Here is a 21516-nt window from a genome sequence, read left to right on the forward strand (position 1 = left end):
TGCGTAACACTTCTTATCTTAATTTTTAAATATAAATGTTTACTTTACAGCTTTTTAGGGAAACCTTTATTTAGTAGAGAATTAACTCAATAGCTAGCTAGTTTACTCAGTAGAAACTACTAGATACTTATTGGCTCTACATCAATTTAATTACGTTTTTCTTGGTAAGCTTAACAGTCTTGGTTAGAACTGACATTAGGTGAGTCTCTAGGTTGATATATTACATTAAAATGGTAATTCAACTTCAATAAAAAAACGTATTAACTTATTTATTTAACCTTTATCAAAAAAGATTCATACCTAAAAAGCTGATGAAACTAATTAAATATGAGTTCAAAAAATCTGAAGAAAAATACTCCCGCTTTTTCTCCCTTTCTCTAGATTTATTGTGTATTGCTAACTTTGATGGTTATTTTAAGTATTTAAATCCGGTATGGACAAAAATACTAGGTTGGTCAATTCAGGAACTTGTTGCTCAACCCTTTATCGAATTTGTTCATCCTGAAGACCGTGAATCCACTATTGTTGCAGCTCAAAAAATCGCACAATCTGTAGATGCAGTCAGCTTTGAAAACCGCTATCTTTGTCAGGATGGTTCTTACAAATGGTTGTCATGGAATGCGACTGGTTTCAGTGAAGAAAATTTGATTTATGCAGTAGCTCGTGATATAACTCTTAATAAAGAAAATGAGATAGCGCTACAAAAATCTATCAAAGAATTAGAAGCTTTTAGATTTGCTTTAAATGCCCATTCACTGGTAGCTATTACTGATAGAACTGGAAGAATCACCTATGTCAATGAACAATTTTGTGAAGTTTCTAAATATTCTTCAGAAGAACTTCTAGGGCAAGATCATCGGATTATAAATTCTGGATACCACACAAAAGAATTTTTTGCAAACTTATGGAAAACTATTGCCCAAGGGAAAATCTGGAAAGGAGAAATTCAAAATAAAGCTAAGGATGGCACTTTTTATTGGGTGGATACTTTGATCGCTCCAATGTTGGGACAAGATGGAAAGCCTTATCAATATGTATCGATTCGCACAGATATTACACAGCGTAAGCTTTCAGAGTTAGCTTTATTGGAGCGATCGCGCTTGTCAGTTTTGAGTGCAGAAGTCAGTTTAGCCTTATCTCAAAGTGGCACACTTCCAGAAATTTTGCAAAATTGTACAAATACTATTTCCCAATACCTTGATATAGGCTTTGTTTGTATCTGGACTTTTGAACGGCAGACAAACCAGCTACAATTGCAAGCTGGCGTTCATTGCACAGATATTACTTGTAGTGCTTTGAGTGATACCCAAGATTTCCCAGAACATATCGCTTTAGTCAATAATATTATTGGCTTAATGATTCAAAACCATCAAGCTATTTTTAACCAAGAACTATCAATTAATCATTCAGAAAAACTTGTAAATTCTACATTTTCAATTTCTCGATTTTCTGCTTATCCCCTAATAGTAGAGCAACAAATAATCGGTATAATGGCTTTATTTAGCAAGCAATTATTTACCGAACCAACTCATAACCTATTAAATTGGATTGCTAATAATATTGCTGTAGCTATTGACCGAATCTGGGCGCGAGAAGAACTCCTCAGTCGTCGGGAAGCCTTGTTACTGCGTCTAGCTAGTCAAATCCGCAGTTCTCTTGACCTAGATATGATCCTAGAAACTGCTGTGAACGAAATTCGCAGCTTATTACAAATTGACCGTTGCTACTTTCTTTCTTATTTACCGCACCCATCCCAACCAAGCCTGACTATTACCTATGAAGCGCGAAACCCTAACTTGGCAAGTATGTTAGGCAGTATTCCACTGCAAAAAAGCACTTTTTTGACTCAAAACCTTCTCTCTCAAGAGCTAATTTGTATAGAAAATATTAATAATAAATCACAACTTGATTATGATATGCAAGAACTTTTAACTGAGTTTGGGATCACATCTCAACTAATGCTACCAGTTAAAAGCAATTCTGGAGAGATTGGAGCAATTGTGTGCAGTCATTGTAGTGGCGATCGCATTTGGACTAACAGTGAAATTAACCTGTTACAAGCTGTTTGCGATCAACTAGCGATCGCTATCGACCATGCACAACTTTATATCCAAAGTCGCACTGCTACTTTAGAAGCTCAAACTCAAGCTGAAAAACTCACCGAAACCTTGCATAAATTGCAACAAACTCAATCTCAATTGATCCAAAATGAAAAAATGTCTAGCTTAGGACAATTAGTTGCTGGTGTTGCCCATGAAATAAACAATCCAGTTAGTTTTATTCATGGTAACTTAACCTATGCTAACGAATACTTTCAAGAGATGTTAACTCTCTTGCACCTTTATCAGCAACATTATCCCCAACCGGAAGTAGAAATTGAAAATTTTGCTGCAACAATTGATTTAGAATTCATTACTAATGATCTTTCTAAGCTCCTATCCTCGATGAATATGGGTACTAATCGTATTCGGGAAATTGTTTTGGGATTGCGAAATTTTTCTCGTCATGATGAAGCAGAAAAAAAACCAGTTGACATTCATGAAGGAATTGAAAATACGTTATTAATTTTGCATCATCGCTGGAAAAATAATGGAATTGGCTTAAATATATCTATAGTTAAACAATATGGTAATTTGCCTTTAATCGATTGCTATCCTGGGCAGCTTAATCAAGTATTTATGAATATTTTAACTAATGCTATCGATGCTTTAGAAGAGTCAATGGTCAGCATAAAGACAAATCATAAACCGCAAATTACAATTTTTACTGAAATTTTAGACAGTAAATTTGTTGTTATTAGAATTACCGACAACGGATTAGGAATGGCAGAAGACGTTAGAAAGCGGTTATTCGATCCATTTTTCACCACGAAACAGGTCGGTAAGGGAACAGGTCTAGGACTGTCAATTAGCTACCAAATTATAGTAGAAAAACATGGTGGAATTTTGAATTGTCTATCAGAACCAGGGAAAGGTACAGAATTCTGGATTCAAATTCCAATTTAAAAATACTCTACGTTTAAAATGAGTTTAGAACTTTTTCATGTCCAAACCAACACTGCTTTTGAGTTACTACCAAATACTGCGGTGTTTCATATCGGTAAACCCAATGACCAAATTCCGCCGGATATTGATGTTTCCAACTTGCCAGATGCAGATGTAGTGTCTCGCATCCATGCACAGATTAAAATCTACAAAAATAATTACTTTATTGAAGATTTAGAAAGTTCTAATGGGATATTTGTCAACAACATTAAATTAGAACCTAGAACACCCTACCAAATCAATTTAGGAGATAAAATAGACCTTGGTCAAGGAGAAAAAGTCACGTTTATATTTCAAGATCAGATACAACATCAACAAAATCTTCTTCCTTTTGCAAGTTCTACAAAAATGCAGGCTCAAATTGCTGTTAACAATAGACAACCTCCAGTGAAGAAGACAAGCAAGTATATAGGCTTGGCTTTGATGATTGCAGGGATCATCATTTTAACTGCAAATATTCGTGTTGGTATATTTTTTGGTATTCCTGGTTTATTACTATGTATTTCCGGTATTTTCATCCTTTGCCAGCAGCGAATCAACCCTAACTTCGGATGGATTTTGATAGCGCTAGGAATTGTAGTCATAGCTTTTACTGGTAATGTATTTGCGTCAGTTAATCTTTTAGTTGTTGTGGCATCATCTGTGTTATTTTTCGCAGGATATCAACTTTTGAATACTGGAAAAATCTTAAATTATGATTTGCGATCGCTCCAGGAATTCATTAAAAAATAGCTTATTTTAAATAATTCCAAATTATCTTTTTATTCTCTCCACATTGCCACTTTCTGTTTCAGTTCCGTCATATCCAAATAATCGTTAGCAAAAGCTTTCCATAAAAGTGGATGAGGAATAAAACCATCATATTTTTGAAGTTCTGGTGCTTCTGAAGCACTGACTAAATCTTCTGAAGTAATTCTTTGTTCACATAATGAAGTAATTTCACGATAAAGATATTTAAATTTTTCCTTGCCTAATTTAATTGTCAAATAATAGGGATTTACTCCACCAATACTTGTAATTTCCAACGATTCCCGACAGTATGAGTTGAGTAATCTTTCTAAGGTGCGATAAGCAACCGTACCCATCCAAGGAAAAATACAGCATTTACCTTTTTCTAATTGCAAAATATTCTGCTTATCTAATCCAACTTGCTGCGCCAATTGCCGAACTTGACGTAACCGTTGCAAAGCATTTTTTTGTAAGAAACTATACTCGATATTATCAAATAAGATTTGCTGCATTCGTTGTAAAACTTTGGTATGAATAGTTCCACCACCACCACGCCAATAAATACTAGATTTACCCTCAGCTTGTTTAACAAAAATAACCTTCTTTTTAAAGTCAACTTCTACGACTTCCCAACTTCTGCCAGCTAAAGCAAATTGATTACCAACAGGAAGTGGCGTGACAATACTGCCAATTTCTGTTGTACCTTGCTTAACAATATATTCTTGCTGTTCGGCAAAGACAGCATAAAACTGAAATTTTCTCACTATCTTTTCTCCTGCCAACCCCAGGATTAATTTACCTTGTTCAGTATGCTGAATATGACCAATATCAATTAAATAGTGTAGTAATAGTTGTAAATCCTCTTTGGAAATCGCAGCAAAGGGCGGCAGGCTAAAAATTTGTTTAGCTAGGGCATTAGCTGAAATTTCTCCTCCTGCTGTTAAAATACTCATTGTTTGGTGATAAAGCAAACTCAAAGGATATTTAATTGCTCTAATTGGTTCAATCCATTGTTCCTCTAAATAAAGTTGAATTATTGCAATACACTGTAAAAGTTGCCAGGGGATTTGTTCTGGCAGAGAAGCTTCTAATAATGGCTTATCTTCAGCGCATACAAAGCGCATATCAGCAGCTTCACCTCTTCTACCACTGCGTCCCAAACGCTGTAAAAAGCTAGCTACAGACAAGGGCGATTCTAACTGAATCACTCGCTCTAAATGACCGATATCTATTCCTAATTCTAGAGTCAAAGTAGCGGCAGTAACAGCTGGATTGTTAGGTTCACGCATCGCATTTTCAGCAGCTTGCCGCAAACTAGCAGATATACTCCCATGATGCACATGATATATATCTGGTAGTCCTTGTTTTGTCGCAATTTGCCGCAAAGATGCAATTACAGATTCGGTACGAGTGCGATTATTAGCAAATATCAGGCATTTGCGAGACTTGCTGAGGTTGAAAATATATTGTTCATCAGCTGTCGCCTGTGATTCATCTACTTCATCAGTAATATAAAAATGTTCTACAGCTAGTTTTATTTGGCGTTTTATACCATCAATTTTTGGTGTAATTACTGGCTTATCTGTTCCCGATCGCAGCCAATTTTCAGCTATTGAGTAATCACCAAGAGTTGCTGATAAACCAATACGACGCGGTTGTTTTTGTGTCAACTTTGCTAAACGTTGTAATTGGCAAATAATTTGGCAACCGCGTTCTGAACCCATAAAGGCGTGAATTTCATCAATGATGACAAACCTTAAATCACCAAATAAGCGAGGTAGGTCTTGATTTTTATTAATTAACAAACTTTCTAGAGATTCTGGGGTAATTTGGAGAATGCCTTGCGGATTCTTTAAAAGCTTGTTTTTTCTAGTTTGCGAAACATCGCCGTGCCAGTGCCAAACTGGAATATCTGCTTCTTTGAGTAAGTCGTTGAGACGCTCAAATTGATCGTTAATTAAAGCTTTGATTGGACTAATGTATAATGCGCCAATTGTGGCAGCAGGGTTTTCATGTAATAGAGTCAAAACTGGTAAAAAAGCTGCTTCTGTTTTACCCGCAGCAGTTGCAGCAGTAACTAGCAAGTGAGCATCAGTGTCAAATATAACTTGACAAGCGGCAATTTGAACTGGTCGTAATTCAGTCCACTGGTGATGATAAATATATTCTTGGATGAAGGGTGCAAGTCGGTTAAAGGCATCGCTCATATTTTTTATGGATAAAAGTGTTAGTAAAACTACTCCTTGGTATTTCAGAACCCTCGAATCATGGATCAACCACTTCCATGCTTGGAATTACCGATCGCTTTTAGCGATCGCTACCCTTAAATTTCTGCTATAGAGATTCAACGATAAGAGCATTGGTGGCAGAAATTCCACCTACTATGTCATATATGGAGATTGTTGCTTAATTATTTTATGTCTATTCAAGTCTACGGAATTCCTAATTGCAGCACTTGCAAAAAAGCTTTGATGTGGCTCCAACACAACAACATTGACTATGAATTTATCAACATCAAAGATACTCCGCCGACTCGTAAGATGATTCAAAACTGGGTAAAGTCTTTGGGTTTTGCTCCCATGCGAAACACCTCCGGTCAATCCTACCGCGCTTTAGGAGATGAAAAGAAGATTTGGGCTGATGAACAGTGGGTTGATGCATTTACTCACGACGCGATGCTGCTCAAACGTCCACTTTTCGTCAAAGATGGAACAGCGGTGCTGGTTGGCTTTAGAAATGAGGGAATAGTTCGAGAAAAATTAGATAGTGTTAGCAACAGGTAATTAAGGATAGCTAGTATGACAGCAGAATAACACCCCTCAGTCAAACTGAAGTAGTAGGGGCAAGTATATAATGAGGCAAAAACCATGAAGAAGTATAAGGAAATATTACGTGTCGTCCTTGCTATATCGATCATTGTGGTTGGAGTGACACACTTTGTTATTCCACTACCGTTTGTCAAAATTATGCCGCCGCAACTTCCTTATCCTTTAGGATTAGTTTATCTCAGTGGCTTTTATGAAATTTTGGGTGGTATTGGGTTATTAGTTCCGCCTGTAAGTCAAGCTGCTGCTTGGGGACTTATTGCTCTTTTTATTGCGGTTTTCCCAGCCAATATCAATATGGCAGTTAATCACATTCAGCTAGAACATATACCAAACTCACCTTGGGTACACGTAGTTAGACTTCCCTTTCAAGCTGTTCTAATTGCTTGGGCTTGGTGGTACACGAAATCTTCAGTTGGGCAAAAACAAGCTTCTATCATTCCCAAGTCACTGATTCCTAAAGAACTAGAATCAAAATAAGTGCGTTTTTTTATATCTGAATCATGCGCGTTGCAACTTTGTTTGGAATAACACTCTCATTAGCAATAGGCATTGGAGGAGTTACTGTGCCGGTGACTCAAGCTGTGCAGCTTAGAGATGGCCTAGTCTATTTTGTCCAACCGCCGAAACTTGTTGAAGCGACAACTACTTACAAAGATGTGAATGTTTGGGGCGGAACTTACTATTTCACCATCAATGTGCCGGAGAATGCTGGAGAATCCCTTCAGAAGGTAACGATCGCACAAAAAGAGGGAGCAGAAAATATCCGCTACAATCTTGATGATACCCGTGCATTTGTCGGAACACGCGATGCCTGCGGCGGGCTATGCCTACGCAAAGAAACGCAACTGAAGCTAGGCTCAGTCACAAACGACCGCAAGACACGCACGGTTATCGTAAACTTTGACCCACCTGTGACTCCAGGACAGACAATTACCATCGCCCTGCGCCCTGTAAGTAATCCAAGCTTTTCTGGTGTTTACTTATTGGGTGTTACAGCATTCCCTGTGGGTGAGAAATCTCACGGTCAATTTCTTGGCTTTGGACGGTTTCAGTTTTACAGCAATAGAGGAAGTTGGTGGTTTCGATAGAGGGAATGGGGAACTTGTACTGAGCGCAGTCGAAGTATGGGGAATGGGGAATATTTTCTACAAGTACGGCGTTGGGAATGGGTGTGGAAATATTTGTGAGATGTGTGGAGAAATTGAGTAGATGTAAATTAGCTGTTTTTTTACCCTGTTTAATTTACACCCAACTTTATCAAGAAATTTCTCTTACTTGTCGCATTCGCTCAAAGTCGCTATCAGATGAAACAAGAGTCAATGAATGACGTAAAACTGTAGCAGCTATCCAGAGGTCATTTTCACTAATGCCTATGGTATTTAGTTTGGTTGTTTTACGTTTATTTTTTTCTTTTGGGCCGAATTGTTTGATAATTTCTGATTTAAAATCACCGTAGATTTCTGTTGTTTCTTTGTCTATCCCGTATAGGTTAATTCGTTTGAGAAATGCATTAATTTTTATTAAATTAGCAGCTTTTTGATGTGAGTTTTGTGCCATAAAGTGCAACTCACCAGCAACAATAACACTGGTTGCTAATTGTACCTGATCAAGCGATCGCAAGTGATTTACAACGCTAGGCACACCTTCCATCAAGAAGGAACAGTGATTAGTATCTAACAGATACATAATTAAAATTCTAGAGGCATCCGACTGTCATGAACTAGTTGCAAGCATTCTCTAATATCTGAACCTTCCCAACTGCCCACAAATTCTAACAAATCTTCAGCAGTAGAACCTGTTAAGGTATGCTCTGTTGCAAGCATCTGAGCAGATTGGCTATCTGAAGATATGCTGTGTGTTTGATGTTTAGCTTGCAAAAATTGCACAAAATCTAAAATTTCCTGTAATAAGGGTTCAGGTAATTTTTCTAGTTCTTGATTAATTTGTTCCTTAGTAGTCATTATTGGCCCTGTGTTTACAAGGTTGAAAAACTGGGTATTGATTTATATATTATCTAATGTTGAAATATTGATTTCGGCTTTTTGTGTTTGCCAAGCGTGCGCCTTAGTGCGTCGCCTATCTAAACAGTGCCAGGTAACGAAAAGCTAGAACCCGCAAGGCTTCGTGGAATATATCTTGTTCACAAAGTTTTACAAATCTCGAAAGCCTTTATAGATTACAATTTACAAGTCTGGACGCGAGAGAAGAACAATTGGTAATTTCGTCTGTCGTAAATCCCGTAATCGTGAAATTCCGAATCATGTGGATGGAAGGTGCGTTTTCGTGTAGGTAGATGCCCCTCTGGGTAGTCTTGAAAGGAGAAGTATTCCTGTAAGCCCCGATCACGTTCCTCTAGCCACATTCCGTTTTTGCGCCAGCCTAAGCGATCGCCCAAAAGACACTCCGTTTCATAATCATACTTTAAAATATTGCCACCGCATTTTAGCCAAATGCGTTTTTGTACGCTAAAGCCAAAATGACCTTTGCTGTATTTTACCCACAATTGGTCAATTGTGCGTAAGTCTGTGCAGGGAAAATTTTCAATGGATTCATAATTAAGCCAGCCTTGCTGTTCTCTTTTGGCTACCTTCAGCATGACTTTGGTGGTTTCTTGGTCTGCTGCTTTCCATTGACCCGCTTTGAGCAAATTTTCTAGATTTTGGTAATCTACCCCCACATCTGAAGCTAATATCACTTCTGTTAAATTAGCTTGCGATAAGGAGAGTAAATTCAACCACTCTTCCATTGTCTGGGGCCGATCTTTTGCCTCTAATGCCATGCCTTGCAGAATCGCTTCATTCACAGCATCACTCAGACTAGGGACAAGTTGCTTTGGTGGTACTAATTCCTCTTGTTCATACTTACGGTTAAAAGAATTGGTGGGGCGTTGTCCAGTAATGGCATAGTACAACGATCCAGCTAAACAGTAGATATCAACTGTTGGGTGACGGATTCCTTTGTGTATTAACTCATAAGGTGCGAATGCTTTGTTACCAAAAGACCTAGACAGGGTACTCGGTGAGGACATATCGCCGGCAATACCAAAATCTATCAACACGGCTTTGCCAGAGTTAGGAATCCCTGAATTAAAGTTGAGCATAATATTGTGAGGAGTGACATCAAGATGTAAAACTCCTTTTTTATGTACATCTACCAAGGCTAAACCCATTTGGCGGATGTATTTTATAGCTTCAGTTTCGGGTAATTTCCCTTGGCGTTGCACGTATTCCCATAAACTCTCGCCTGCTATATATTGCATTTCTAAGCAGTAGCGACCATCTTCTTGAAAAAAGTCAAATACTTGCACAATATGAGGATGTGACTCTGTACAACACATTGCCAGCATCTGTGCTTCTTTTTTGAAGCGTTCTACATACTTGGGATAGTCTGGATCTCGTTGAACGCTGATGTTAGGGGTTTTGATCGCGACTCGGCGGTTTAGCTTGGTATGCATTGCTTGGTAGGTAAGCGCAAAACCACCACCACCCAAGTATTTTTCTATTTTGTATTTGCCGTTGTATATTAGCTGTCCGTCTTGCCAGAACATACGCCCAGATTTATTAATGGCTAATGTTGATTGTGACACGCTTTTTGTGAGTTATCGTGGTTGGCGTTGCTGAATAAGCTCACGCAGAGGCGCAGCACTTCGACTACGCTCAGTGACCGGCGCAGAGAGAAAGGTTGAGGTCTTCTGGCTACTGCTGAACCAACTATTGGAGTCGCAAAAGCAACTAATGTGACTTGAAAACTAACTTTTGGAGTCGCAAAAGCAACTAATGCGGCTTGAAAACCAACTATTGGAGTCGCAAAAGCAACTAATGCGGCTTGAAAACCAACTATTAGAGTCGCAAAAGCTACTAATGCGACTTGAAAATCAACTATTGGAGTCGCAAAAGCTACTAATGCGACTCTAAAACTAACTTTTGCGTAAGTCTAGCCTATTACCTATTTTGTGGTTTAGCGGAAGATGATGGCGTTTGTTGTGTTGGGGGATTGGTAGGTGCTGATTTGTCTGGGAACCAATCTTTGAATAAATCTGTGCCGTCTTTGACTCCTGATATCAAGGCTGCAAATAATGCTATTACACCCATAATCTCTAATATGCGTGCCCACAGAGGTTGTGCCCAAAGAAGTTTGGGAAGAGAAAGACTTGCTGTGTTTAAACCCAATTCCTTTAACCAGTCTTCTACTGTTTCGGGACGCTTGTCAGGTTGTAGTTCCGTTGCGTGGAGAATGGCTTGATTGACGCGATCGCTAATCTTATCATTCAATTCTTTAGGTGGAATTAAACGCTTATTGTTATCTTGGCGCTCAATAGCACTTTCTGGCAGTTTTCCTGTTAATAAATAATATAAAGTTGCCGCAAGAGAATAAATATCAGTATCAGTCGAAAGTTTACGCCGCGCCTGTTGTCTAGGAGACTTGGAATACAGTTCAATTGGTGTAAATTTGTCAACCAAGTTACCGCGACTTGACACTGGGTTATCAACAAATCTTCGTGCTAAGTCGAAGTTTATCAAAACAACCTGATGCGTACCCGCCCGCAAAATGATATTTGCTGGTTTCACATTTCGATGTAAAAATTCTTGTTCATGCACTACGATGAGTGCTTTCCCAATTTGTTGAATGTAATCTAAAGCCTCTTTTTCAGGGAGAAATCCTCGTGGTTGGACAATTTTGGCTAAATTATCTCCTTGAATATACTCCATGACCATGCATTTTAAATTACCTTCCTCGAAGGTATCAATGACTTGGACAATATTCGGATGTTTGCATTTTTCTAGTTTGCGGGATTCATCTACAAAACCTGATTTTAAGCGCTCGCGGTCTTTGTTAGTTAATTGATTCAGCGAATTATAATCCAATATTTTAATTACAACATTCTTGCCATCCCGATCCTCAGCAAGATAAGTAATAGCGAAGTTCCCCTGTCCTAACTGTTGCTTAATTTCATACCGATCTCGGTGTAACTTTTGTCCAAGTGCCCAACTCATTGATTGATTATCTCAGAGACTTTTATTAATTTTTGCATATAGCCATTCTCCTGTAGATGTAATACAGATTCTCTCAACAAATGTTCTGTAGCTTGCACCCTGACATCTAATAGTAAAGCTGTTATGCTTCAAAAAATGTAATATGACGCGATCGCAGAAGTTGTGTTATAAAAACGGGCAAAGTCTTACAAAATACGAAAATCTTTACTGTGAAGCTTTTTCGGTAAATGCGTAATTTCTACATCAATGGCATCAAATGCTACTGTAACCAATCGAGCTTTAGCGTTTAATCATCAGTAATCTTTAAAAAATTGAAAAAATAATGTTAAGTATACCTATTAACTTAAATTTACCTCGTACACCCCATTTAATAACTTCCTTACCTGGGCCTCGCGCTCAAGCAATTGTACAACGCGATCGCGCCGTAACTTCTCCTTCTTATACCCGTGATTACCCGTTAGTTGTATCTCGCGGTCAGGGCTGTATGGTGGAAGATGTGGATGGCAATGTATTTTTGGATATGACCGCAGGTATTGCCGTTACCGCCACCGGACACGCTCACCCAGAAGTGGTCAAGGCAATTCAAGAACAGTCGGCGCGTCTGTTGCACATGTCAGGGACGGATTTTTATTATGAGCCGATGGTGGAACTAGCGGAACAATTAGCAATTCGCGCCCCCTTTCCCCAGCCACATAGTAATACTGCGTTTCCTGCAAAGATATTTTTCACTAATTCCGGGGCAGAATCTAACGAAGGAGCAATCAAACTAGCTCGATATTACACCAAGCGATCGCTAATCGTAGCCTTCTTAGGTGCATTTCACGGACGCACTTATGGGGCAATGTCTCTGACTGGTTCCAAAGCAGTGCAACGAGCTAACTTTGGGCCTTTAGTTCCTGGCGTTACTCATATCCCCTATGGCACTCACGCCAGCTTAGATTATCTGGAACAACAGTTATTTTGCACAATTTTACCACCGCAAGAAGTAGCGGCGATCGTCGTCGAAGCGATTCAAGGAGAGGGTGGGTATATCGTCCCTGAAGATGGTTTTTTGGAACGGATTCGGGAGATATGCGATCGCCACGGTATTCTGATGGTAGTGGATGAAGTGCAAGCGGGGATGGGGCGGACTGGTCGCTTATTTGCGATCGAGCATTGGGGTGTGATGCCTGATATCATTACCACTGCTAAAGGTATCGCCAGTGGTATGCCGTTAGGAGCGATACTAGCTAGACCAGAGTTAATGACTTGGCCTCCCGGTTCTCACGCTACTACATTTGGCGGTAATCCCGTAGCTTGTGCTGCTGGTATTGCCACACTGCGATTGCTGGAAAGTGGTTTGATGAGCAACGCTACCCAGATGGGCGAATTATTACAAACTAGTCTTACACAGTTGCATCAAAGATTTCCGAGAGTATCGCCGCCACGAGGTAAGGGTTTGATGGTAGCGGTAGATTTATTAGATGAACAGGGTAATCTCGATCATAAATTGCGCGATCGCATTATTCAAGAAGCTTTTTTACGCGGTTTATTATTGCTAGGTTGCGGTAAAGCAGCAATTCGTTTCTGTCCCCCTCTAGTTATCGACAGCGACCAAATTCAAATTGCCCTTCAGATTATCAGCGAAATTCTAAGTTCTTAAAATATTAGGGGGAACAGGGAGAAATAACCAGTGCTTAATGTCCAATGACAAATGACAAATGACAAATGACAAATGACAAATGACAAATAAAATAGCCCTTAATTTATGGAAATTACTTTGGCAAGAATATAGCGCCAGGGTCAATCATGCTCGTACCTACCAGCAAATGATTACTGCTGCGGGTGGCACTGTCGCCAACGACCACATCGCCTTTCGGTCTTTGCGTTTATTAGTAGATACTCCACAAGGTCAAGTTAACTTAGGAATTGACTATCTCGCACAACTTGCAGAAGCTTTAGGTTATGTGGCGGCTGGAGAGTATACCTTTGCTCAAACTCATTTGTACGCCCGTCATTATCGTCATCCGCAGCAAGAGGAATTTAACTTACCCAAGCTGTTTATCAGTGAGTTGATTGTCGATGAATTGCCTAGCAATATTGCTCAACTCATCTCTAAAACAGTATCTTCAATCCCAAAGGAACTGACCTCACCCCTTACTCTGCTACAAAAAGACACGAATATTGAAACCATCGTCAAACAACTCCAGCAAGTCTTTACCCGCCCTTGGCTACCTCCCCAACGTTCTGTTGTCGAAGAGGTGAATCAAGTTACTCAGTATGGGGCTTGGGTGTTGCTGCACGGATATGCTGTCAACCACTTTACAGGCTACGTCAACGGCCAGAATACTCCAGAATATCCAGACATTGATACTACCGCCAGCGCTTTGACTAACCTGGGTGTACCAATGAAAGCGGAGATAGAGGGAAATGTTGCTTGTGGTTTGCGGCAAACTGCAACTCAAGCAGTAACAGAAATGGTGACAGTGTTAGATGATAACAGTGGCGCAGAAATTCAAATCCCTTGGACTTATGCCTATTATGAAATTGCCCAGCGCTATCTAATAGATGTGGAACCTGGAAAGGAGATACTTTTCGATGCTTTTTTAGGAAGTAATGCCCAGCAATTGTTTGAAATGACTCGTCTATACTAAATAGCCCAGAGTTGTTAGTAAAAGATTCAGTTCCGTGTTCCAAGCTTGAAACATGAAACTTTAAGCTTGGAACAGCGTGTTTTGGACAAACTATGCCTGCAAAACAAAATCTGATGCCGTGAGAGTTGGCGCACCAGTTAGAGTTGCAAATAGACCACCACTGCCAAAACCAGCCGCGCTGCCATTTTGGTTGTAGAACAACTGCCCACTCACAGCGTCATAGACTATTTTTGCCGTGCTAGTTTCACCGGAAGTTGTGATTTTAAAATCACTGGCGTTACTAAAACTTGTTCCGGCAGTAGAAGCGATGCCTACGGCAACCCGTTCGCGTAGCGTCTCAGACAGGAGAAGCGGGAACGCATTAAAGGTAGTCTTATCTAAGATTATCTTGTCACCTTGGGAACTGTTAAAGTCACTAATGGCATCTACACCAACAGCAGTCAGGGTAAAGGCAGCATTGGTATTGTAAAGAAATCTGTCAGCACCCGCACCACCGGCAAGGGTATCATTACCAGCACCACCGATGAGAATATCATTGCCAGTGCCACCACGTAGCAGGTCATTGCCACTCAAACCATTGATGGTATCGTTACCCCCTTGACCATTAATCACATCATTGGAGTTATCAAAACCCGTGATGTTATTGTTTAAGTCATTGAGGAAGGTGACAGTATTTCTGTTGAAAATGCTAGTTTGAGTGGAGTTGGCATTAATCACATCAAAGCTATCAGCGATACTGTTTTGTCCATCAAACAGAATATTACCGAGTGCAGGTCTTGAAGAAGTTGCTGGCAGGTTATCCAGGTTTTCTAAGAGGAAGTTTTGCAATTGGACTTTGGTGTTAGCCACATTTTCAAAGGTGACTTCTAAGTTGTTGCCTTTTTGAGTTAATTGCAGATTTCGGGCAGTTAAGCCCGAACCGATAAATTTCAGTGTATCAACATTGGCAGTTATTGCTGCTGATGGGATTGAGCCTTTACCTAAGCCACCAAAATCGGTGATAATGTCATTGCGATCGCCAGAATGAAATACAAACTTATCTTGACCACCGTTGCCTGTCAGGGTATCGTTAGCAGTTAACCCATTGATGTTGTTGCTAGGTCTGCCAAAGAAGCTATCTGCACCAGGAGTTCCAGTCAGCTTACCAGGGGTGCCGCCACTGCCGATGTTCTTCCCCCCAAACACTACATAGCTTTGTCCAGCACTACGGGTGTTGCCGTTGGGGGAGGCATAAGGTGCCCCAATAATCAGGTCGTCAATGCCATCACCGTTGATGTCCCCCCCATTACTGACTGAGAAGCCCGATCGGTCATATCCTGCAATGCCGTTAATTAAAAAGCCATTAGTGCCATTCAAATCAGAGATGTTGAGGCTGCCGCCACTGCCCAGATTTCTCCCCCCAAACACTACATAGCTTTGCCCAGCATTATAGTTGCCGTTGGGGTTGGCATTAGATGCCCCAATAATCAGGTCGTCAATACCATCACCGTTGATGTCCCCCTCATTGCTGACTGAGAAGCCTGAGTAGCCACCAATGCCGTTAATTAAAAAGCCATTAGTGCCATTCAAATCAGAGGGTTTGAGGCTGCCGCCACTGCCCAGATTCCTCCCCCCAAACACTACATAGCTTTGTCCAGCCCCAACGATGCCGTTGGGGGAGACACCTTGTGCCCCAATAATCAGGTCGTCAATGCCATCACCGTTGATGTCCCCCCCATTGCTGACTGAGATGCCTGAGTAGTCACGTTCTGCAATGCCGTTAATAAAAAAGCCATTAGTGCCATTCAAATCAGAGAGGTTGAGGGTGCCGCCAGTGCCCAGATTCCTCCCCCCAAACACTACATAGCTTTGCCCAACAAATGTGATGCCGTTGCGGGAGGCATTTACTGCCCCAATAATCAGGTCGTCAATGCCATCACCGTTGATGTCCCCCCCATTGCTGACTGAGAAGCCTGAAGAGTCACCTGCTGCAATGCCGTTAATTAAAAAGCCATTAGTGCCATTCAAATCAGAGAGGTTGAGGGTGCCGCCAGTGCCCAGATTCCTCCCCCCAAACACTACATAGCTTTGCCCAGCACTTAGGGTGCCGTTGGGGGAGGCACTTGGTGCCCCAATAATCAGGTCGTCAATGCCATCACCGTTGATGTCCCCCCCATTGCTGACTGAGATGCCTGAGCCATCATTTTGTGCAATGCCGTTAATTATAAAGCCATTAGTATCATTCAAATCAGAGAGGTTAAGGAAATTGAATAATGAATTAGCCATAATCACCTCTCCCAAATATAGTTATTAAATAGTTATTGATTAGTTATTGACTGCGTAGTTAATATATCAACTTGGAAAAAGATAAATCAATGGTTTATACAAAACATCCCACTTTTTTACAAAGCATTCCAAAATAGGTACGCCCTAAACCTCTCTCCCGATCTCATCCATCCCTAGTGAAGAACTCGATTAACGACCCAATACCAATACTCCATAATTCCCGTAGCACCTCGTAGCGCAGAGTTGATCTTTGGTGGTTTGATCGGTTGGTGCGATCGCTAAAGTTGTTTGAGAAATCTCGTTTCCAGGTAAAACCCGGAAAAACACAACTTAGATCGCAGCTTTAGTAACAAAAATAACGACTTTAGTCACCAAAATGATTATTTTGTAACGAAAATTATGATGTTTGTAACGAAAATAATGATTTAAATAACCACAATGGTTATTTAATAACCAAAATTATAATGTTTGTAACAAAAAGAATTATTTGAGTAACCAAAATGATTATTTTGTAACAAAAATAACGATTTAAGTTACAAAAATGGTATGTTGTAAGCTGTTACGCAAATAAGATTGCACATCAACTGGTGAGGTTGTCATTTGTCCTTTGTCCTTGGTAAACACAAATGACTAATGACGGTCTACACGGAGTTTGTGCAATATGTAGGCGCGTTAGCTTAACAAAAATTGCGACTTGATATTATGTCCGCTTGATTGCTTATTAAAGCCGAAGAACCCCACCCTGCAAGCGGGTTGGGGGTGGGGTTGTTTTATTATGGGTAACTTGGCGGACATGATATGGGTTACTCAAGTCGCAATGTTCATAACTAAAATCAGGGCTAATGTTCAGACACTATCGCGCTTTGCCAGATATTGGTACATCTGCCAACGTGCATTTACCTCAGCTTGGGCTTGTTCTAACAAGTGCTTGGCAACATCGGGTTTGCTCTTGGTGAGCATCTTGAAGCGATTTTCTTGATACATCGAATGTTCTACAGATTGCGTAGGCGATCGCATATCTAATTGCAATGGATTCTTACCCTGGTTAAGCAACTCTGGATTATGCCGATACAGCAACCAACGACCTGATTCTACCAGAGTTTTCTGATGATTCATCCCTGTGGTCATGTTGATGCCGTGGGCGATGCAATGGCTGTAAGCAATAATCAGTGATGGGCCATCATAAGCTTCTGCTTCCAAAAATGCTTTCAGGGTATGTTCATCTCTAGCACCAAGGGCTACACTCGCTACGTAGACATTTCCGTAAGTCATGGCAATCATCCCTAAGTCTTTCTTTGGTGCGGGCTTACCACTGGCGGCATATTTTGCAACTGCGGCTCGTGGCGTGGCTTTGGAAGATTGACCGCCTGTATTAGAATACACTTCTGTATCCATCACCAAGATGTTGACATTCCGACCACTAGCAATTACATGATCGATACCGCCAAAGTCAATATCATAAGCCCAACCGTCACCCCCAACAATCCAGACGCTTTTTCTCACCAAGTAATCGGCAAGGGATTTGAGATTTTGGATTTTAGATTTTAGACTGGGGTCGAAAGTGACAATTTCATCTAACTTCTGCTGCAACAGTTCTATCCTTTCGCGCTGTTCCCAAATGTCAGCTTCGGATTTTTGTTCAGCTTTCAGGATGGAGTAGACAAGGTTTTCATCTATTTCACTCCCCAATTGTTGCAACAATTCTGCTGCAAACTCAGCTTGTTTGTCAAGGGAGAGGCGGAAGCCAAAACCAAATTCGGCGTTATCTTCAAATAGATTATTAGACCATGCGGGGCCGCGTCCTTGGGCGTTGGTTGTCCAAGGAGTTGTGGGGAGATTACCACCATATATTGAAGAACAACCTGTAGCATTGGCGATGACGGCGCGATCGCCAAACAATTGTGTTAATAATTTCAAGTAAGGTGTTTCACCACAACCTGCACAAGCACCAGAGAATTCAAATAAAGGTTCTTGCAGTTGTTGTTGGCGAATCTGATTTAATTTTAGCGATCGCCTGTCAGGATTAGGTAAACTCAAAAAGAAATCCCAGTTTTTCCGCTCTTGCTCTTGCAAAGGGGGTTGCTGTGCCATATTAATTGCTTTCAGCGATGGCTCAGATTTATCTTTAGCAGGGCAAATATTTACACAAATCGTGCATCCCGTGCAATCTTCTGGGGCGACTTGAATGGTAAATTTTTGATTGGCAAAGTCTTTATCTTTTGCACCCGTTGACTTAAAGGTTGCTGGTGCATTAACTAACTCATCGGCTTGATAAGCCTTAGCACGGATGGCACTGTGGGGACAAACCATGACGCACTTACCACATTGAACGCAGACATCCGGTTCCCACACAGGTATCTCTTCGGCAACGTTTCGTTTTTCCCATTTGGCAGTACCTACAGGAAAGGTGCCATCAACTGGTAGTCTGCTAACAGGTAAGTCATCACCTTCCCATACCATGATTTTACCCAGAACTTCCCGCACAAATTCGGGAGCGGAGTTAAGAGGAGAGTAGGGAGTTAGGAGTGAGGAGTTAGGAATGGGGATTGTTCGTGGGACATCTACTTTATGCAAGTTGTCTAAGGTGTTGTCTACAGCTTGCAAGTTCATGCGGACAATTTCTACACCTTTTTTACCATAAGTCTTGTCAATCGCTTGTTTGATTTTAGCGATCGCTTCTTCTTGCGGCAAGACTCCCGCTAAGGCAAAAAAGCATACTTGCATAATGGTGTTAATTCTGCCACCCATACCACTTTCACGGGCAACCTGGCTAGCATTGATTACGTATAACTTCAAATGCTTGTCGATAATTTGCTGTTGCACCTTCAACGGCAGATATTCCCAAACCGTATCTGCATTGTATGGACTGTTAAGCAGCAAAGTCGCCCCAGGAATAGCAGCCTTCAAAACATCTATGCGTTCTAGAAATCCCCAGTGATGACAACCAATAAAGTTAGCTTGGTCAATTAGGTAGGTAGAGCGAATTGGCTTTTTACCGAAGCGGAGATGAGAGACAGTCATTGAACCAGATTTTTTGGAGTCAAAGACAAAGTAGCCTTGGGCGTAATTGTCAGTTTCCTCACCAATAATCTTGATGGAGTTTTTGTTAGCGCCAACAGTGCCATCAGCGCCTAATCCATAGAACATTGCCCTGACAACATTATCCGATTCTGTAGAGAAATTAGGGTCAAAGCTCAAAGAAGTATGACTAACGTCGTCATTAATCCCAATTGTAAAGTGATTTTTTGGTTTAGCTTGGGCAAGATTGTCAAAAACGCCCTTCACCATTGCCGGGGTAAATTCTTTGGACGAAAGACCGTAACGACCACCGATGATTTTAGGCAGAGGGGCGGGGGGCAGAATTAACACCATTATGCAAGTATGNGGGGAGAAGATCCTCCCCTCTAGTCCCTGCTCCCTGCTCCCCTACCTCTTCTCCCCACGCTTCATGAATAGCAGCCACAACATCTAAATACAAAGGCTCACCGGCGCTACCTGCTTCTTTGGTGCGATCGAGAACTGCGATCGCTTTTACACTAGTGGGTAATACTGCAACAAACCTTTGGACATCAAAGGGGCGGTAAAGTCGCACTTTCACTACACCAAGTTTTTCACCACGGGCGTTCAGGTAATCGACTGTTTCATGGACGGTTTCACAACCTGAACCCATAAGAACAATAACGCGATCGGCATCGTTAGCGCCGTAATATTCATAGATTTTATAATGCCTTCCCGTGCGTTCTCCAAATTCATCCATGATCCGCTGGACAATTTCTGGACAAGCGTTGTAATAAGGGTTAGCGCCTTCACGTCCTTGGAAGTAGACATCGGGGTTTTGAGCAGTCCCCCGCAATACGGGACGATCTGGGGTGAGGGCGCGGCTGCGATGGGCGAGTATTAGGTTATCGTGGATTAGCGATCGCAAATCGTCATCTGACAGCAATTTGACTTTCTGCACTTCATGGGAGGTGCGGAAGCCATCAAAGAAATGCATAAACGAGACTCGCGTCTCTAGGGTAGCAGCATGGGCAATGAGAGCAAAATCTTGACTTTCCTGCACCGAAGCCGAACACAGCAGGGCGAAACCAGTTGCACGAGCTGCCATCACATCGCTATGGTCGCCAAAAATTGATAAGGCATGGGTAGCCAAGGAACGGGCGGCAACGTGAACCACAGCGCTAGTCAACTCACCAGCAATTTTGTAGAAATTGGGTATCATCAACAATAATCCCTGAGATGCCGTGAAGGTTGTACTCAGAGAACCTGTTTGCAATGCCCCATGCACAGCACCAGCAGCTCCCCCTTCGCTCTGCATCTGCACGACGCTAGGAATAGTACCCCAGAGATTAGGACGACCTTCTGCCGACCAAGCATCTGCCCATTCACCCATTGCTGAAGAGGGGGTGATCGGATAAATGGCAATCACTTCATTTAATTTGTAAGCAACACGGGCGACAGCTTCATTCCCATCGATAGTTGCAAAGGTTTTGTTCATAACTTGATTTTTGTCCCCGCCTCTAAACTGCATTATCAGAACACGTGAATGTAAGAATCAGAAATAGCCAGAATTAGAAAGTGATAATTAAAGTTTGTAGTAAGGACTTTAGTCCTGATAACCTTTGCTCTGAGCGATAAATCGCTCACTACAAACTAAGAGTTTTTTTATATTTAATTATGTCTACCTACTTATTCTCTGCATTGAATATTTAACGGTAGGATTTGCTCCGCATTTAAAGAATAGTTATTGATGGACTTGTAGCTCTTAAGTTAACTTTCAACCAATACTGCATCTATTAATATCTCATCTGTAATGCTGGATCTATTAATATGTATTAATAATGTACTCAACAATCAAAATCTCTATTTGATAAGACTTTAAGGCAATTTATTATTTTTTGTGGGGTGTAGGGTCGGGAATCTCTGATATATTTTATTTAACCGTCAAAGGTCATTTCTAAAGTAAAAATAAAATTATTGTAGGACAAACAGAATGAGAGGTAGCTTATTCTGCCTCTCCTACTTA

At 41.0% G+C, this 21516-nt stretch carries 15 protein-coding genes and 1 pseudogene; 8 read left to right on the top strand and 8 right to left on the bottom strand.

The features are described from left to right. Positions 1–311 precede the first annotated feature (311 nt). Positions 312–3005 (top strand): PAS domain S-box protein, encoded by a 2694-nt coding sequence (locus CDG76_RS14955; protein ID WP_094349771.1) that lies wholly within the window; start codon positions 312–314, stop codon positions 3003–3005. A gap of 18 nt (positions 3006–3023) precedes the next feature. Next, complete coding sequence (locus CDG76_RS14960; RefSeq protein WP_094349772.1) at positions 3024–3776, top strand: FHA domain-containing protein; 753 nt, start codon at positions 3024–3026, stop codon at positions 3774–3776. A gap of 29 nt (positions 3777–3805) precedes the next feature. Here the strand turns inward: CDG76_RS14960 and CDG76_RS14965 are convergent, their stop codons facing one another. Beyond that, positions 3806–5980, bottom strand: coding sequence for a DEAD/DEAH box helicase (locus tag CDG76_RS14965; protein WP_094349773.1), 2175 nt, complete (start codon positions 5978–5980; stop codon positions 3806–3808). Between the two features lie 7 nt (positions 5981–5987). Here CDG76_RS14965 and CDG76_RS39085 point away from each other — a divergent pair, with 7 nt between their 5' ends. The 4 genes from CDG76_RS39085 (at position 5988) to CDG76_RS14980 (ending at position 7689) form a co-directional block, all read left to right on the top strand. Then, complete coding sequence (locus CDG76_RS39085) at positions 5988–6113, top strand: hypothetical protein (RefSeq protein ID WP_262984330.1); 126 nt, start codon at positions 5988–5990, stop codon at positions 6111–6113. 77 nt (positions 6114–6190) lie between these two features. Further along, complete coding sequence (locus CDG76_RS14970; RefSeq protein WP_094349774.1) at positions 6191–6556, top strand: Spx/MgsR family RNA polymerase-binding regulatory protein; 366 nt, start codon at positions 6191–6193, stop codon at positions 6554–6556. Between the two features lie 84 nt (positions 6557–6640). Continuing rightward, entirely contained in the window at positions 6641–7078 is a 438-nt protein-coding gene (locus CDG76_RS14975) for a DoxX family protein (protein ID WP_094349775.1), read from the top strand. A gap of 23 nt (positions 7079–7101) precedes the next feature. Beyond that, positions 7102–7689 (top strand): DUF2808 domain-containing protein, encoded by a 588-nt coding sequence (locus CDG76_RS14980; protein WP_094349776.1) that lies wholly within the window; start codon positions 7102–7104, stop codon positions 7687–7689. A 169-nt stretch (positions 7690–7858) separates the two neighbouring features. Here the strand turns inward: CDG76_RS14980 and CDG76_RS14985 are convergent, their stop codons facing one another. The 4 genes from CDG76_RS14985 to CDG76_RS15000 all read right to left on the bottom strand — a co-directional run bounded on the left by CDG76_RS14985 (position 7859) and on the right by CDG76_RS15000 (position 11595). Continuing rightward, the gene (locus CDG76_RS14985) at positions 7859–8287 is read right to left on the bottom strand and encodes a type II toxin-antitoxin system VapC family toxin (protein ID WP_094349777.1); all 429 of its coding nucleotides are present in this window, start codon (positions 8285–8287) and stop codon (positions 7859–7861) included. Between the two features lie 2 nt (positions 8288–8289). Continuing rightward, positions 8290–8562: a DUF2281 domain-containing protein gene (locus tag CDG76_RS14990; protein WP_094349778.1), complete on the bottom strand. Its 273-nt coding sequence runs from the start codon at positions 8560–8562 to the stop codon at positions 8290–8292. A 215-nt stretch (positions 8563–8777) separates the two neighbouring features. Continuing rightward, the gene (locus CDG76_RS14995) at positions 8778–10187 is read right to left on the bottom strand and encodes a serine/threonine-protein kinase (protein ID WP_143854093.1); all 1410 of its coding nucleotides are present in this window, start codon (positions 10185–10187) and stop codon (positions 8778–8780) included. A 355-nt stretch (positions 10188–10542) separates the two neighbouring features. Continuing rightward, a complete protein-coding gene (locus tag CDG76_RS15000; RefSeq protein ID WP_094349780.1) occupies positions 10543–11595 on the bottom strand; it encodes a serine/threonine protein kinase in 1053 nt (350 codons plus the stop codon). A gap of 322 nt (positions 11596–11917) precedes the next feature. Between CDG76_RS15000 and CDG76_RS15005 the strand changes: the two genes are divergently transcribed. Beyond that, positions 11918–13237 (top strand): acetyl ornithine aminotransferase family protein, encoded by a 1320-nt coding sequence (locus tag CDG76_RS15005; protein WP_094349781.1) that lies wholly within the window; start codon positions 11918–11920, stop codon positions 13235–13237. Between the two features lie 79 nt (positions 13238–13316). Continuing rightward, on the top strand, positions 13317–14228 hold the full coding sequence (locus CDG76_RS15010) for a VOC family protein (protein ID WP_094349782.1): 912 nt from the start codon (positions 13317–13319) through the stop codon (positions 14226–14228). 90 nt (positions 14229–14318) lie between these two features. Here the strand turns inward: CDG76_RS15010 and CDG76_RS15015 are convergent, their stop codons facing one another. From CDG76_RS15015 to nifJ, 3 genes and pseudogenes are all read right to left on the bottom strand, one after another. Then, the gene (locus CDG76_RS15015; protein WP_094349783.1) at positions 14319–16493 is read right to left on the bottom strand and encodes a beta strand repeat-containing protein; all 2175 of its coding nucleotides are present in this window, start codon (positions 16491–16493) and stop codon (positions 14319–14321) included. Positions 16494–16682: 189 nt separating this feature from the next. After that, a complete protein-coding gene (locus tag CDG76_RS37325) occupies positions 16683–16820 on the bottom strand; it encodes a hypothetical protein (RefSeq protein WP_190240858.1) in 138 nt (45 codons plus the stop codon). Between the two features lie 519 nt (positions 16821–17339). Continuing rightward, positions 17340–20988, bottom strand: a pseudogene (gene nifJ, locus CDG76_RS15020) (pyruvate:ferredoxin (flavodoxin) oxidoreductase). Positions 20989–21516 lie beyond the last annotated feature (528 nt).

Origin of the sequence: Nostoc sp. 'Peltigera membranacea cyanobiont' 210A (assembly GCF_002246015.1) — a bacterium.
In the GTDB taxonomy this organism is placed as follows: domain Bacteria; phylum Cyanobacteriota; class Cyanobacteriia; order Cyanobacteriales; family Nostocaceae; genus Nostoc.